Genomic DNA, 15,681 nt, shown 5'->3' on the forward strand with positions numbered 1-15,681 from the left:
TTTGCTTAAGCCAAGTAGTATTATCCTAAATCATTTACCTATAATCAATATATGGCGACGCCAAAATTCTCCAGACCTAAAATCAATTTCAATCAAGTTGTGAAATTAAGGGTGAGCGAATATTTTAAAGCTCAAAATATTGCTCGTTCAGGAAATTCCCAACTATTTATAAAAGCAGGAATCATTGTGGCGGCATTTGTATTGTTATACATCCACCTTGTGTTTTTTACCCCTCATTGGATTTTAGGATTGTTTGAATGCTTAGTTTTGGGCGCATTAACTGCTTTTATAGGCTTTAATGTAATGCATGATGGCGCGCATGGTAGTTTTAGTGACCGGCCTTGGGTCAATACCCTGGCAGGGATGTCCATTAATTTTCTGGGGGCGAATGTTTTCATGTGGAAGACCAAACACAATGTTGTTCACCACTCTTTTACCAACGTAGATGGCGTAGATGATGACCTGAACGCCAGGCCATTTTTGCGCCTTTCTCCAAGTCAAAAGAAATTCAAAATACACCAATTTCAACACTATTATTTTATTTTCACCTATTCCCTATTGTATCTCTATTGGGTATTTTTCACAGATTATAAAAAGTATGTTACCGGAAAGGTAGGAATCGTGCCTATTCAAAAAATGAAACTGTCTGATCATATCAGTTTTTGGGGTTTCAAGGCGCTTCATTTGGTTCTTTTTGTAGCCATACCCATTTACATGGTTGGATGGGGCCCATGGTTAGTAGGTTTTCTTGTGTATGGCCTATTTGCAGGGCTTGTGCTGACACTTGTTTTCCAATTGGCACACAGCCTGGAAGAAACTGCCTTCCCTGTTCCTGAGCCTGCGTCCAATTGTCTGGAAGACGAATGGATGATTCATCAGATAAGAACGACTGCCAATTTTGCTACTGGCTACAAAACACTTACTTGGTTTTTGGGAGGCTTAAATTTTCAAATAGAGCACCACCTGTTTCCTAAAGTCTCGCATATTCATTATCCTGCTTTGAGTAAAATCATCAAACAAACCTGCAAGGATTACAATATTCAATACCTTGAACATCAACAATTGAGAAGGGCTTTTATTTCCCATTTCCGCCATTTGAAGGGATTGGGGAACGCCTGAGCATAAGGTGAAAGTTTGTCATTTTAAATAATACCAGCTACATTTGTGGCAAGATCATTAGGGGTGCCTTAATATAACGGGCTGAGATCATACCCATATCACCTGATCCGGATAATGCCGGCGAAGGGAAATGTGAAATAGCTAATCGTACGTAATGCTATTGGGTAAACAACTAAAGTAGAATTGTCCCCTCATTTCTGCTATGTTTAACCAGAATAATTTATTAACATGATTCGTATTTGTTTTTCAGCAATATTTTTATTGCTGTGTCAATTGTCTATTGCCCAAAATAGCATCCGGGGAATTATAAAGGATGCTGAAAATGACTTACCTCTTCCAGGTGCTACCGTGTATTTGGAAGGTACCCAGAAAGGTGCTGTAAGTGATCAAAATGGAGCCTTTCAGATAAATAATCTGAACCAGAAAGCGGCAACATTACGCATTTCTTTTGTAGGCTATACCACCAAAACGGTAAATATCCCACTTCCTCAACGAGAAGATCTACTAATTGTCTTAAACTCAACCACCCTTACCACTGAAGAATTTATTGTTTCAGGAACAAGAGCATCGGAGACTACTCCCACTACCTTTCAAGTGATTAGTAAGGAAACCATTGGGAAAGACAATCTGGGGCAGGACTTGCCTCTTCTGCTAAATTATACCCCATCCATTGTTACGCATTCTGATGCAGGAACAGGCGTAGGCTACACGGGTATGCGGATCCGGGGAACAGATCAAACCAGGATCAATGTCACCGTCAATGGAATACCGCTTAATGATGCCGAATCTCATGGTGTCTTTTGGGTGAATATGCCCGACTTTGCCTCCTCAGTGGATAACATTCAAATTCAACGTGGGGTAGGTACTTCCACCAATGGTGCAGCTACTTTTGGGGCCAGCCTTAATATTCAGACCGACACCAAAAAGGAAGAAGCTTACGCAGAAACGGACAATTCCTATGGCTCCTTTAATACCCGGAAGCATACCATCAAAGCCGGTACAGGATTGATCAATGACAAATGGGCAGTGGACGCCCGTCTTTCTCAAGTCACTTCTGATGGGTACATAGACAGGGCTTTTTCTGACCTGAAATCTTACTTTGTATCCGGAGGCTATTATGGGGACAATCATGTGTTTAAGGTAAATATCTTTGCTGGGGCAGAACAAACTTACCAGGCCTGGAATGGAGTGCCCGAAAATCTACTTGAAACCGATCGGACTTTCAATGGCTATACCTATGAAAATGAGACCGACAATTACCAACAAAACCATTACCAGTTTATCTATGCTGGAACATGGGCGGATAATCTGAAAGCTAATTTTGCTTTGCATTATACTGCCGGACAAGGATACTATGAACAATTTAAGGGAGATGATGACCTGGAGGATTATGGTTTTGACCCAATTGAAATAGGTGATCAGGTAATTACCAGTACCGATATTATTCGAAGAAGATGGTTGGACAATGACTTTTATGGGGCTGTATTTTCCCTGAATTACGTTTCAACCAACGGAAGATTAGACGCTATCCTGGGTGGTGGCGCCAACCGATATGATGGAGACCACTTCGGTGAAATCATCTGGATGGGAAACACTGGGGATATCAATATTAGAGACCAATATTACAACAATGTGGCTGTAAAGGATGATAGGAACGTGTACCTAAAAGCCACCTATGAGGTAAAGGAAAGATTGTACTTGTTTGCAGACATGCAAGTAAGAGGGATTGACTATTCTTTTGATGGTAAGAATAGCGATCAAAGAAACGTTAGTGGCAATCAATCCTACACTTTCTTCAACCCTAAACTTGGCTTGTCCTATGAAACGGGTACTGGAAAAACCCTATACGCTTCTTATGCGGTTGCCAACAGGGAGCCTGTAAGGAGTGATTTCACAGATTCTCCAATATCAGAGATCCCAAGACCTGAGAGACTAAATAATGTAGAGGCGGGAATTAGGGTAAAGACCTCCAAATACCAGTACAATGCGAATCTGTACTATTTGGGCTATAAGGATCAATTGGTGCTTACTGGCCAATTGAATGATGTAGGGGCTTATATCCGGGAAAATGTTGCCAGTAGTTATCGGGCAGGAATAGAACTTGACGGTGCGGTAGTGCTCTCCCCTCTTTGGACGCTCGGAGGCAACATCGCTTTTAGTCAAAACAAGATCGATACCTATACTGAGTACAGCGATGTGTATGACGAGAACTGGGATTTTACAGGGCAGGAAAGCATTATTTATACCAATACAGACATTGCTTTTTCTCCTGACATTGTAGCTAGTGCCATTATAGACTTCAGGCCAATAAAAAACCTGGAAGTCAGTTTGCTCAACAAGTATGTAGGCCAACAATTTTTGGACAATGCGCAACAAGAAGCAAGGAGCCTGGATGCTTACTGGACTTCTGACTTGAGATTTGTTTATTCCTGGAAACCAGGGTTTGTAAAAGAAATGGTGTTTTCCGGCAAGGTTAATAATTTATTCAATAACCTCTATGAGCCAAACGGATACACTTTTGGTTATTTCGTTCCTTCCAGCGAAGGACAGGGCATGGAGCGTGTGGCAGAAAACTATTATTACCCAATGGCAGGAACCAGCTTTATGGCTGGTGTAGCTATTCGTTTTTGATATTTCAAAGAATAGAAATAACCTTTCGTATTCAAATTTTATTGAAAAGGCTCCCTGGCTTAAACTTGGGAGCCTTTTTATTTTATAGGGTTTCCATGGGTTTGAAGAATGAGTTTTTTTGCCAGATAAGGAGATTTTTTGATCACATTCACAGCAAGGTTTGAAACAAAAGGTGCGCCGAATAGCCTTTGCACGGCTCTTCCAGTTCGCAACCGGCTGTAAAAATACTGGTTCCAGTCTTTTGTGTATTCTTTTTGAATCATTTCTAATTTCCTATGCTGGAGAATGGCATCAGCTGCCAGTTTTCCTGTATGAATAGCGATTGCCATTCCATTGCCGCACAAAGGTGTAATCATACCGGCTGCGTCTCCAATCATAAGGACTTGGTTTTCTACAGGAGATTTGGTGGCGAAACTGATCTCATTGATTACCTCAGGCCTTTCCCATAAAAATTCTGCCTTACTATATATTTCTTTTATATGAGGATTTTTAAATAAATATTGCTTTTCCATGCTTTGGATATTCCCTGCTGTCTTTAATTGTTCTCTACTTCCCAAGTAGCAGAGGTTAAACTGGCCATTCTCGATTTTATTGATCCCAAGGTAGCCACCATCATAATTGTGAAGCGCCACCATATTTTCTTCATAGGCTATTTTAATATGGTATTTGATGCCCACATAAGGACTTCGGTGCTTTAGGTAACTTCGGTTAAGGTACTTGTCTATTTTGGATCTTTTCCCATAAGCGGCAAGCACGATTGGGGAAGTCAGTAAGTGCCCTTCATTGGTGCTCACTTCAAATAGCTTCTGGTCTGACTTGTAATCAACTGTTGCCGCCTGGGTTTTCAAAAGAAACTTTACCCCGACTTTTTGACATTTTTGGTATAAAAAATGATCGAGGTTGTACCGGCTGATTCCAAATCCACCCAATCCCAATGGGACTTCAGCCATGACTCCATTGACGGCACTAAGCCTGAAAGTATTGATTTCTGCGGGTTCAAAGGTGAATGGAAATAAATCCTTTTGAATTAAAAACTCCCTGACTTCATTGGAAATGTATTCTCCACAGACCCTGTGAAAAGGATAACTTTTTTTTTCGATTACAAGAACACTTTTGCCCTCCTTTGCCAAGAGATAGGCAGAAATAAGGCCGGAAAGCCCTCCTCCAATGATTGTAATTTGATTATCATCCATGTATTTTATTAACAACTTGAACTTGCAATGGTTCGTGTCCAATTTGATTTAGGCGCTGGCTTTTACCAAGTTTACGAATTAAAATTTTAATTTTGGTTCTCTATGTATTCCTAACTTAATTAATTGAACCCCTATGTTAAAGTCAAAAGCAAGCTTTTTGATTTTGCTGTTAGTAAGTTTTAGCCTGAATCTAATTTCTCCGGATTTGGCAGAAGCTCAGCGAAGTAAGAAAAAAAAGGATGAGCAAGAAGTCAAGGTTCCGGAAAAAAAGCCGGTGAAGAACAAGGATGGATTGAAATCCTATGAGGATATTATCAAAGACAGCACCCAAACCAAGCCGGGTCTTTTTACCGTTCACAAGGTAGATGAAAAATACTATTATGAAATTCCTGAAGCAATGCTAGGAAAGGAAATGCTCATGGTTACCACTATCGCCAAAACAGCCAATGGTATAGGTTATGGTGGAGAGCGCACCAATACACAGCTGCTTCGGTGGGAAAAGAAGGACAAGAACATATTGCTAAAAGTGGTTTCCTATGCCAATACTGCCGCAGATTCGCTTCCAATCTATCAGGCTGTAAAAAACTCCAATTTGGAACCTATCTTGTACCGGTTTGACATTGAAGCCAAAGGCAAGGATGGCAAAGGTTGGTTGATAGAAGTATCTGACCTTTTTTCTAAGGACGTACAGGCCTTGGGCTTGCAACAAAGGCGAAGAAAAGGGTATAAGGTAAGCCGTTTGGATACCGACAGGTCTTATATAGAAAGGATTAGCCCTTACCCGACCAATATTGAGGCAAGGTATGTGTTGACCTATGCCGCGTCTGAAGCGCCCTCTAATAGTGCTACAGGGCTTATTACCATAGAGATGAACAGCAGCATGGTATTGCTGCCTGAAGAGCCTATGAAGCAAAGGCTGGCAGACCGTAGAATTGGTTGGTTCACTACCAGGGTAACAGACTATGGGTTGGATGCGCATAAAGCAAGTAAAAGGGTCTACCTTGACCGCTGGAGGCTAGAGGTAAAGGAAGAAGACCTGGAGAAATTCAAGGCAGGTGAATTGGTAGAACCCAAAAAACAAATCGTTTATTATATAGATCCTGCTACACCATCACAATGGGTGCCTTACCTCATAGCAGGGGTGGAGGATTGGAATGCAGCTTTTGAAGAAGCTGGATTTAAAAATGCCATCACAGCGAAGGAAGCCCCAAGTCCGGAGGAGGATCCGGATTGGAATCCAGAAGATGCCAGGTATTCGGTGATCAGGTATTTTGCTTCCAATATTCAGAATGCTTATGGCCCTCACGTATCAGATCCACGTTCTGGAGAAATTATAGAATCTGATATTGGTTGGTACCACAATGTAATGAACCTGTTGCGCAATTGGTTTTTTGTACAAACGGCAGCAATCAATCCGGAGTCAAGATTGATGCAGTTTGAAGATGAAGTTATGGGAAGGTTGATCCGTTTTGTTTCTTCACATGAAGTGGGACATACCCTTGGTTTGCCGCATAACTTTGCATCTTCCTTTGCTTACCCTGTGGATTCTTTGCGTTCAGCCACTTTCACAGCAAAGTATGGTACCGCTCCATCTCTTATGGATTATGCACGTTTTAACTATATTGCCCAGCCAGAAGACAAAGGTGTTCACTTGTTTCCTGAGGTAGGCCTTTATGATAAATTTGCTATTTCCTGGGGATATAGGCCAATACTTGAAGCCGAAACGCCGGAAGATGAGCAGGCGATTTTAGATTCCTGGATAGTTGCCAAGAATGGAGACCCTATCTACCGCTACGGCAGACAGGGCAATACTTATGACCCTAGTGGGCAAAGCGAAGATTTAGGAGATGATGCAATGAAGGCCTCAGCTTATGGCATCCAAAACCTAAAACGTATCCTTCCAAACCTAATCGAATGGACCGGTGGATTGGACAAGCCCTACAAGGATTATGAGGACCTTAGTGAGCTATATGTACAAGTTTTAACCCAATACAACCGGTACATGGGGCATGTAAAGACCAATATTGGAGGCGTATATGAGGTTTATAAAGCGATCGGTCAAAAGGAAGATGTTTATACCCATGTAGACAAAGACAAGCAGAAGGAAGCCATGGAATTTATCCAAAAGGAGCTTTTTACGACGCAGGATTGGCTGATAGACAACAATATTACCAACAAAATTCAAGATTTTGGGGTCCTGGACAGGATCAGGAAAATTCAAGTAGGTACTTTGAATGCGATTTTGGATTGGGGAAGATTAGGAAGGGTGATCGAAAATCAAGCCTTTAACGGTTCTGAAGCGTATAGCTTGTTGCAACTGATGACTGATCTAAGAAAAGGGATTTGGGTAGAGCTTACCACAGGTGAGGCCATTGATGTTAACAGAAGGAGTCTACAGCGAGCGCATATAGAGAAACTGGAAGAGCTAATGACAAAAGATGCCAGCGGAAGATCAGCTTCCTTGATAAATGCATCTCAGTCGGATATCCGTTCAGTGGCAAGAGCTTCTTTAAACGTAATTCAAGGAGAAATAACCCGAGCACTTCCTGGAACTTCAGACACCATGAGTAAAATCCATCTGGAAGACAGTTTGGAAAGGATAAAAAATATTTTGGATCCCTCTTGAGCGAGTGGATAGAATAGTATTAAAAAATAACCCCACGGGCAATGCCTGTGGGGTTATTTTTTGTTCAATTTGAAGGTTTCCATAAGGGAAGACTCCTCGTATTTTATATTATTTGTTCCAGATTTCCCAGGCAGCCTCTGCCTGTAAGTGGAGCATTTCTATTCCATTTTTTGTTTTTGCACCCATCTTTGCGGCAGCAGTCATCATGGCCGTCTCTGTAGGGTTGTAGACCAGATCATAATACCAATTGCCTTTACTTAGTTTTGATACAGGCAGGTCAGGCATTGCTTCAATATTGGGGAAAGTACCCAACGGAGTAGTGTTTATGATAAGCGGATAATTGGATAGGTAATCAGGAGACGCTTTTATTGTATCGTAACTGATAATGTCCTTGGCTGAAGGATCAGGATTTCGGGAAACTTTTAAGTAAGGAATTTCCAGGTCATTTAATGCCTGGCAAACGGCTTTTGAAGCACCTCCTGTACCCAGAATTAACGCTTGTGGCCTTGCTGCTCCCAGCCAATTGGTCAATGAGGTTTTAAAGCCATAATAGTCCGTATTATAGCCGACCAGGCCATCGGTCGTCAGTTTGATACAATTCACCGCGCCAATCGCCTTACAGGCGGGATCCAGGTTGTCCAAATAAGGAAGCACCTGCTCTTTATAGGGAATGGTTACATTGAGGCCTATCAACTCTTTTTGTGAGGCGATAATTTCAGGTAAAGCGTTGATATTGGCGATTTCATACAGGTCGTAATGACAATCTGGCTTCCCTTCGCGGGTAAATTTATCTGAAAAATATTTTTTTGAAAAGGAATGGGTAAGCGGGTAACCTATTAAGCCGAATTTTCTCATTCTTTCCTGAAATTATATGCCAATCTTTCAAGCCCTACTACAAGGATTACGCCAATTAAGAATGCCATAATGGCGATCAAAAAAGCAGGTTCCTGGCCTGTCTCGGTAAGGTAAACATGTGGTAAAATATTTTCTGTCAAAAAGGGCTTTTGGTCACCAGAACTTGACATCCTATAGCTGAGTATCTTTTTCCAAGGCCATATCTTATTGATGGAACCAATCATGAAACCTGACAAGAAAGACAAAGTAAGGGCGTGGTAGTTTTTCAAAAACCAGGAAATCAATCTGCTGAACAGGAGCAAGCCTGTAATACAGCCCAAGGCAAAAATAGCCAAAACGGCGAAGTCTTTTTCATTGACAGCATTGAGAATATACTCGTATTTGCCTAGAATAAGCAACAAGAAACTACCTGATATTCCTGGCAGGATCATGGCACATATGGCGATGGCTCCGGAAAGGAAAGTAAACCAAATGTTGTTTGGAGATGAGATCATGGGCAGCTCTGTGATAAAATAAGCAATGCCCACACCTACCGGAAATAGGATCAAAGCCATAATATTCCAGCGTTTGATGTCCCGCAGAATGATGATGGAACTAATAAGTATTAATCCGCAGAAGAAAGACCATAAGGGTATAGGATATTTTTCAATAAAGAACGTTATGGCTTTTGAGAACGCGAAAATACTTGTAAGGATTCCTAGAAACAAGGTAAGCAAGAAGCCTGCATTTACATGTTTCCAGAAAGCAACAATATCAAACTTTGCGAGAAGTTTTAGCGCCGCCAGGTCAAATGAATTGATGCTCGCCAGAAGCTCTTCATAGATTTTAGTTATCAGGGCAATAGACCCACCTGATACTCCCGGAACAATGTCAGCACTTCCCATGCCCATGCCTTTCAAGAAAAGCATTGCCTTCTCACTAAACTTATTCATTGGTTGGACCTTTTAATAAAGAGATGCGAAATTTATTTATCTAAAAAGAAATCGAAAGTATCTCCTCTTAGTCCAAGCCTTAATGTTTCCAAAGGAATGATTTCATTGGGTGCGATATTTCCCAGGTTGACATTTGTCCCTAATAGTTTGATAAACCAGACCTGTTGTTCCTTTTGTGGAGCTTCCCAAATGATTTTTTCTTCCGGAATCTGGGTCAGAATTTCCTCTACAAGTCCTTGTCTTACTTCACCTGAATCCCTAAAAAGACCCACAGTACCGCCTTCTCTGGCCTCACCGATTACTTTCCATGCACCAGCATTTAATTCTTTTTGCATTTGATCAATCCACTTGTAAGGAGGAATGATTTTGGCGGCATCTTTAGAACCTACTTCTGAAAGCACCGTAATGTCTTTTGCAAGGGTACTAATATATTCACATTTCTCGTCGTGGTCTAATGTAATGGAGCCATCAGATACCTCTACAAATGAAAGTTTGTATTTATCCAAAAGACGTCTGTAATCCTCAAATTGATTCCTGACTATAAAGGCTTCAAACAATGTTCCACCGAAGTAAACAGGTATTCCTGCAGAGCGGTAGATGTCAATCTTTTCTTTGAGTTTGCTAGTGACATAGGAAGTGGCCCATCCTAATTTTACGATATCTACGTGATCTCCGTTAGACTCTAGAAAATCTTCCACCTCTCTTAGACTTAAACCCTTATCCATCGCCATGGTATATCCGGTATTTCTAGGCTTTTGTGTTCTGAATGGGATGCTTTTTAGGATGTAATTCATTCAATAAAATTTTGATATAATAGCTAAATGAGAGTTTTTTATTCTTTCAAACCCTCTCTATACTGGTTAATTATTTTGTAAATTGCCTTTTGTTGTTCCAGTTCTGGCATCAACTCATAAAGGAGAATGTGTTTTTCAAAGTCCAAAGTTAATGCATTTTCCAAAATTGAAAAGGCTTCTTTGTATTTACCTGTCTTAATCATGTATACTACCAGTCGATAATACAGGGATGCTTCTTCAGGCAATTCTTCCAATCCTTCCTTTATTACATCTTCTGCTTCTTCAAACCGGTTCTGGTCAAAGTATATCAAAGAAAGGTTGATGTAAGTTTCTAAAATGCCTGGTTCCAGATTAATGGCTTCTTCATAGGCTTCGGAGCTTGATTGTAGATTTCCCAATTCATATTCCGCGTCTGCCAGCCCCACCCAATAGGTGGCATTTTCTGCCGTAAGCTTTATTGCTTTTTTAAAATAATGAATGGCCTCAAAATATTTTTTCTTTTTGATCATGCACATCCCTAATCCAAACCATGCATCGTCATATTCTGAGTCTAACTTTGCTGATTTTTTGAAATACTTGAAAGCCATGTCAATTTGGTCCAGCTTTTCATAAGAAGCGGCCAGGTAGCAACAATTTTCAGCATTGCTTCCCTCACAATTTATAGTGTTTTGATAGGCCTCCAAAGCTTTTTCATACTGGTTTGTATTCATAAGAGCATTGCCCAAATTAAAATACGCAGAAGCAAAAGTGTCGTCTATCAGAATCGTGTATTCGTAGGCCTGAATAGCATCCTCGAAATTCCCCAAGCGGTTATGAACTACACCTAAATTGTACCAAGCGTTGGCGTTATAAGGGTCATGGTCAATAAATTCTTGATAGAAATCCAAAATTTCATCGAAGGAACCTTCTTCGTCGGTCAACATGGCCAACTGGAACAATGCATCCTCATGATTAATTTTGAGCTTTACAGCTTCCTTAAGGCAATTTATTGCCTCTTTATTTTTATTTTCGATTCTATAAAAATTACCTAAAAGATAATAGACCTCTGCTTTGTCTTCTGCCAATGGCATAAAACCATGAAGTAACTGAATAGCATCAGTATTTTGATCAAGTATAGACATGGCATTGGCCAGTGTCAATATGATGTCTTCATTGTTAGGAGAAATATTGTTTAGGTTTTCGAGAATTTCCAACCCTTCTTCCACATCATCTAAAAAAATCAAAGATTGAGCCATCAATAATTTGATTTCTATAGAAAAAGGAAACCTGGATATCGCCAACTGGCTAGCCTTTAATGCCTTTCTATATTTAAAATGTTCATGATAATATCTAATGATATCTTCTAATTCTTCCTCTCCGAAGAACAAGTCAAGATTTGCGCTAAGTGAGTTTTCAAACCTCTTAACCAATTCTTTCTCTTGATCTGATTGATTATCAAAATCTCCTGTCATAGGTTTGATCTATATATTAAACTTAAGATACCAAATATTTTCTTTTTGAAGTGTTATCCACTTAAGTTTTTAAGGTTATTTAACTGGGCATTCTATTATTTTAATTTATCGACTTGGCCCATTTAAATGTGTCCCTTAAAGGCGTATAGGTATACTGTGTTAATTCGTTAATTTTAGTGTTGTCATATCTGATTTTGGTCTGTGCTGATTGTATTGTTTGCCGGGTAACAGGTATTTTATTTTTAGCAAAATAATTGTAAAACATAGACCAATTGACGACCATTTTGGCCATCCAGTTATTTAACGGTCTTTTGGGTGGTTTTAATTTAAATTCACTTGCCATTTCTTTAAAGAATTTTTCGTATGAAATGGCTTCCTTACTTATGATGTAACGGTTTCCCCATGATTCTGACGCTATTGTAGTCAATATAAGCGAAACTGCATCCCTAATGTCTATATAATTAATATCCCCTATTGGATAATAACTATTGCCTTCTAAAACATACCTGTAAATCTGGCTACTGCTTCTTTCGTCACCTACTTTGGCCAAGAGGATAGAGGGATTAAAAACCATTACTTCGAGACCTTCCTGTGCACCTCGCCAAGCTTCAAGTTCGGCAAGATGTTTGGATATGGCGTATGGGGTATTAAGCGTTGAATTGACCCATTTCTGAGATTCATTGATAAGGGGTATTGCGTCACGCCCGAGTGCAGCTACAGAACTAATAAATACCAGGTTTTTACAATTTGAAGACAACATGGCATTGACCAGACAGGCGGTTCCATGTGTATTGGTATTGAGCAATGCTTCCTTTTTAGACTCATCAAAGGACACCATGCCGGCAGCATGAATAACCATGTCTTGCTCTTTACATGCTTCTATAAGCAACTCTACATCTGTGATTTCTCCTTCATACCATTTGATTTGAGAAGACAGATTTCCAAGAAGAGCTGTGCTGCTATTTGATCTTTTGAGGCCAGATATAATTGCTTTACCATCATAGCTTTTCGCCAAATAGCTTCCCAAAAGTCCGGTAATGCCGGTAATCAATATTTTTTTCACACGCAATAACGCTTACAGGTTTTTGTTATAAATTTTTATTCCACAAATCCAATTCCTGCAATTTGTCAAAGTATTTACTATGGGGTAATTTTTCCATGGCATCAAGGTACTTTTCATTGTGACAATCAGTACCCACCAATTTCACCAAATTCCTATCGATTAATTTTTCAGCAAACTTTTTGACTCCTTTGGAATAGTAACCAGTCAGAGATAGCAAATTAAGCTGAAAAGGAATGTTCCTATCAATCAGCGCATCCAATGTTTCAGGTTCCTGATGCAAGTACATGTACCTTTCCGGGTGAGCAAATACAGGCTGGTAACCTAACATTTCCATTTTGAAAAATGTTTCCAAAAGAATGTGAGGCTTGCTCATAAATCCTGTTTCCACAAGTACCATTTTATTGGTGCCAAATGAAAGAATTGGTTCATTATTTTCCACTTTTTCATAGAAAATTTCATCGAGGTAATATTCTGCCGCAGCAGCCAATTCGATGTCAATTCCAGCCTCTTTCACCGCTAATTTAAGTTTCTCTAAACCGGCATTTATGATTTCTGGTGTGTTTTTGAAAAACTCACTCATGATATGCGGGGTAATGATAAGCTTCTTAAATCCATAGCCGGATAGCCTGGTAATTAAAGCAATGGACTCTTCCATTTTTTGTGAGCCATCATCTATGCCCGGAATCAAATGGCTGTGCATGTCAGTACCTACCCAACTCAGGTCCAGGTGCTGATCTCGTGGTGAATTCTTTAGTTTTCTGAATAATTTAATGATAGACATTAAAGTCCTCCTTTACTTGTTTCGGTGAATTTTTTGAGGTCAGGCCAAAGCTGGTCTTTTTCAGACAGAAGTGGTTCATCCACTCCCCAATCAATGTTTAACTCATTATCATTCCAAATAATTCCACCTTCACTTTCTTTATTGTAAAGGTTTGAACATTTATAAGTAAATACGGCTTCTTCCCAAACTGCAAAGCCATGCGCAAATCCAGTAGGGACATAAAGCATATTTTGAAGCTTTTCATCTAATACGACTGAATGGAATTTGCCATAGGTAGCTGACCCTTTTCTTAGATCAACACAAACATCCAAAACCTTGCCACTTATAACCCTGACAAGCTTGGCTTGCGCATGATCCCCACTCTGGAAATGAAGTCCCCTTACAATACCCGCTTCTGAATAAGATTGATTGTCTTGTACCCAAGAGGTATTTAAACCCTTTTGTTTAAAATAATCCTCCCGGTAACTTTCCAAAAAATAACCCCTTGCATCTTTAAATACTTTTGGGTAGATTTCATATACATCTTTAATTGGCGTTTCCCTGATTTCCATACCTTTGGATTAATTTCTTTAAAAATGGTGTAATTTGCTAAATATCGTATGAAGATATATAAATTTAAAACGAATTTTTAAAGTTACGGTTTAAAGATGCAAACAATAAGCAATTTTAATGGAGGAAGTCCGCGGAATAGTGGCATATAATTTGACTGATAGTGAATTTATTGGGATAGTAATCCGTTATAAATGCTTGAATTAAACTTTCTGAATGAGTAAACACAGTAGAAAATTAGCAAAATTAATAGACAACTCTCCAAAAGAAGAGACAGCTGTTTTGGTGGCACTTATCCACCAAAATGAGACGGAAGTGTTGGTGCATGAACACTTGGATGAGCTGGCGTTTCTTACAGAAACATTGGGAGCGAAAGCTGTTCATAGGTTTACCCAAGGTATGGATAAACCAGACACAAGAACTTTTGTAGGATCAGGTAAACTTGAGGATATAAGGGCTTATATCGAACATTTTGAAGTCGATATGGTGATCTTTGATGAAGACCTTAGTCCTTCTCAAGTGAAGGTTTTGGAGAACGAATTGAAGATTAAAGTTTACGATCGATCCATGTTAATATTGGATATTTTCCTAAACAGGGCCCAATCCGCCCAGGCAAAAACGCAGGTGGAATTGGCAAGGTTTCAATACCTACTTCCTAGGCTTACCAGAATGTGGACCCACTTGGAACGTCAAAGAGGGGGTACTGCTACTCGTGGTGGAGCTGGTGAAAAAGAAATAGAAACGGATAAGCGAGATATCAGAAGAAAAATAGACATCCTTAAGGAGAAACTCAAGAAAATTGAGCAACAGGGACAAACCCAGAGGAAAAGTAGGGAAGGCATTGTACGGGTTGCATTGGTTGGCTATACCAATGTGGGTAAAAGTACACTGATGAACCTATTGACAAAAGAGAACATCTTAGCAGAAAACAAACTCTTTGCGACGGTAGATTCTACTGTTAGAAAGGTTGTGCTGGAAAACATTCCCTTTTTGATTTCTGATACGGTAGGTTTTATTAGAAAACTCCCTACCCACCTTATTGAATCTTTTAAGTCTACCCTTTCTGAAATAGAGGAGGCTGATCTTTTGGTTCATGTGGTAGACATTGCCCATCCAGGGTTTGAAGATCAGATTACGGTGGTCAACCAAACACTTAGTGAAATGGGTGCAGGTGATAAACCTGTGATCATGGTATTTAATAAAATTGACATCGCTCCTAAAATGCCTTCTGAAGAAAAGCTTATGGAGATGTCCGAATTTGAAGTGGAGCAGGCTAATTTTATTGATTTTGACAAGCTTGAAGAAAGTTATGCCAAAAAATTAGCGATCAACCCTGTATTTATGGCTGCTGAGAATGGGACGAACATTGAAGGCTTTAGAACATCAATTACAGAGGAAGTGAAAAAGATACACAAGAAAATGTATCCTCATTACCTGGATGATGAAGTGTTGGACTTGTCTCAATATCCGGATGAGGATTGAGCAGTTTTGAATAAGTCAGCAACGACATTTTGATGGCTTAAATCAAAGCTTTAAAAGAGTGTTGAAATTACAAGAATTCAGTTGGGGAGATATTAGGCCAGGAGCACTTTAGTTTTGGCCTAAAAGGATTCTTAATTTTACTTCGAAGTGATTTCAACACTCAATTGGGTAGCTTTTTTCGGGAATATATAGATTTCACTTTAGA

At 39.7% G+C, this 15,681-nt stretch carries 12 protein-coding genes and 1 riboswitch; of the genes, 4 read left to right on the top strand and 8 right to left on the bottom strand.

What is annotated here, in order from left to right; genetic code table 11:
* The first annotated feature begins 51 nt into the window (after positions 1-51).
* Both AC0L7T_RS02600 and AC0L7T_RS02605 read left to right on the top strand, forming a co-directional pair.
* Positions 52-1,119, top strand: coding sequence for a fatty acid desaturase family protein (locus tag AC0L7T_RS02600; protein ID WP_473340916.1), 1,068 nt, complete (start codon positions 52-54; stop codon positions 1,117-1,119).
* Positions 1,120-1,168: 49 nt separating this feature from the next.
* A riboswitch (TPP riboswitch) is annotated at positions 1,169-1,265 on the top strand.
* An 82-nt stretch (positions 1,266-1,347) separates the two neighbouring features.
* Positions 1,348-3,750: a TonB-dependent receptor gene (locus tag AC0L7T_RS02605; RefSeq protein WP_473340917.1), complete on the top strand. Its 2,403-nt coding sequence runs from the start codon at positions 1,348-1,350 to the stop codon at positions 3,748-3,750.
* A gap of 77 nt (positions 3,751-3,827) precedes the next feature.
* Here the strand turns inward: AC0L7T_RS02605 and AC0L7T_RS02610 are convergent, their stop codons facing one another.
* Positions 3,828-4,943, bottom strand: a complete 1,116-nt coding sequence (locus AC0L7T_RS02610; RefSeq protein WP_473340918.1) for an NAD(P)/FAD-dependent oxidoreductase — start codon at positions 4,941-4,943, stop codon at positions 3,828-3,830.
* Between the two features lie 133 nt (positions 4,944-5,076).
* Here AC0L7T_RS02610 and AC0L7T_RS02615 point away from each other — a divergent pair, with 133 nt between their 5' ends.
* On the top strand, positions 5,077-7,569 hold the full coding sequence (locus AC0L7T_RS02615) for a zinc-dependent metalloprotease (protein WP_473340919.1): 2,493 nt from the start codon (positions 5,077-5,079) through the stop codon (positions 7,567-7,569).
* Positions 7,570-7,677: 108 nt separating this feature from the next.
* Here the strand turns inward: AC0L7T_RS02615 and AC0L7T_RS02620 are convergent, their stop codons facing one another.
* From AC0L7T_RS02620 to rfbC, 7 genes are all read right to left on the bottom strand, one after another.
* The gene (locus AC0L7T_RS02620) at positions 7,678-8,424 is read right to left on the bottom strand and encodes a shikimate dehydrogenase family protein (protein ID WP_473340920.1); all 747 of its coding nucleotides are present in this window, start codon (positions 8,422-8,424) and stop codon (positions 7,678-7,680) included.
* Positions 8,421-9,356 carry a DUF368 domain-containing protein gene (locus AC0L7T_RS02625; protein WP_473340921.1) on the bottom strand — a complete coding sequence of 312 codons (936 nt, stop codon included), beginning with the start codon at positions 9,354-9,356 and terminating at the stop codon, positions 8,421-8,423. The genes AC0L7T_RS02620 and AC0L7T_RS02625 overlap by 4 nt, the downstream gene beginning before the upstream one ends.
* Positions 9,357-9,388: 32 nt before the next feature.
* Positions 9,389-10,150 carry a phosphosulfolactate synthase gene (locus AC0L7T_RS02630; protein ID WP_473340922.1) on the bottom strand — a complete coding sequence of 254 codons (762 nt, stop codon included), beginning with the start codon at positions 10,148-10,150 and terminating at the stop codon, positions 9,389-9,391.
* A gap of 38 nt (positions 10,151-10,188) precedes the next feature.
* Positions 10,189-11,601, bottom strand: a complete 1,413-nt coding sequence (locus AC0L7T_RS02635; protein ID WP_473340923.1) for a tetratricopeptide repeat protein — start codon at positions 11,599-11,601, stop codon at positions 10,189-10,191.
* Between the two features lie 100 nt (positions 11,602-11,701).
* Positions 11,702-12,664: an NAD-dependent epimerase/dehydratase family protein gene (locus AC0L7T_RS02640; protein ID WP_473340924.1), complete on the bottom strand. Its 963-nt coding sequence runs from the start codon at positions 12,662-12,664 to the stop codon at positions 11,702-11,704.
* A gap of 25 nt (positions 12,665-12,689) precedes the next feature.
* The gene (locus tag AC0L7T_RS02645; protein WP_473340925.1) at positions 12,690-13,445 is read right to left on the bottom strand and encodes a tyrosine-protein phosphatase; all 756 of its coding nucleotides are present in this window, start codon (positions 13,443-13,445) and stop codon (positions 12,690-12,692) included.
* On the bottom strand, positions 13,445-13,996 hold the full coding sequence (rfbC, locus tag AC0L7T_RS02650; protein WP_473340926.1) for a dTDP-4-dehydrorhamnose 3,5-epimerase: 552 nt from the start codon (positions 13,994-13,996) through the stop codon (positions 13,445-13,447). The genes AC0L7T_RS02645 and rfbC overlap by 1 nt, the downstream gene beginning before the upstream one ends.
* Positions 13,997-14,210: 214 nt before the next feature.
* On the opposite strand from rfbC, the gene hflX reads away from it, so the two are divergent.
* A complete protein-coding gene (gene hflX / locus AC0L7T_RS02655) occupies positions 14,211-15,476 on the top strand; it encodes a GTPase HflX (RefSeq protein ID WP_473340927.1) in 1,266 nt (421 codons plus the stop codon).
* Positions 15,477-15,681: the final 205 nt, after the last annotated feature.

Source organism: Cyclobacterium sp. 10D3-21 (assembly GCF_055809755.1).

Bases quoted from the DNA above. Each gene is read 5' to 3' on its own strand.
- AC0L7T_RS02645 (WP_473340925.1), bottom strand. From the start codon at position 13,445: ATGTCTATCATTAAATTATTCAGAAAACTAAAGAATTCACCACGAGAT.
- AC0L7T_RS02610 (WP_473340918.1), bottom strand. From the start codon at position 4,943: ATGGATGATAATCAAATTACAATCATTGGAGGAGGGCTTTCCGGCCTT.
- AC0L7T_RS02605 (WP_473340917.1), top strand. From the start codon at position 1,348: ATGATTCGTATTTGTTTTTCAGCAATATTTTTATTGCTGTGTCAATTG.
- AC0L7T_RS02620 (WP_473340920.1), bottom strand. From the start codon at position 8,424: ATGAGAAAATTCGGCTTAATAGGTTACCCGCTTACCCATTCCTTTTCA.
- AC0L7T_RS02625 (WP_473340921.1), bottom strand. From the start codon at position 9,356: ATGAATAAGTTTAGTGAGAAGGCAATGCTTTTCTTGAAAGGCATGGGC.
- AC0L7T_RS02615 (WP_473340919.1), top strand. From the start codon at position 5,077: ATGTTAAAGTCAAAAGCAAGCTTTTTGATTTTGCTGTTAGTAAGTTTT.
- hflX (WP_473340927.1), top strand. From the start codon at position 14,211: ATGAGTAAACACAGTAGAAAATTAGCAAAATTAATAGACAACTCTCCA.
- AC0L7T_RS02600 (WP_473340916.1), top strand. From the start codon at position 52: ATGGCGACGCCAAAATTCTCCAGACCTAAAATCAATTTCAATCAAGTT.
- AC0L7T_RS02635 (WP_473340923.1), bottom strand. From the start codon at position 11,601: ATGACAGGAGATTTTGATAATCAATCAGATCAAGAGAAAGAATTGGTT.
- rfbC (WP_473340926.1), bottom strand. From the start codon at position 13,996: ATGGAAATCAGGGAAACGCCAATTAAAGATGTATATGAAATCTACCCA.
- AC0L7T_RS02630 (WP_473340922.1), bottom strand. From the start codon at position 10,150: ATGAATTACATCCTAAAAAGCATCCCATTCAGAACACAAAAGCCTAGA.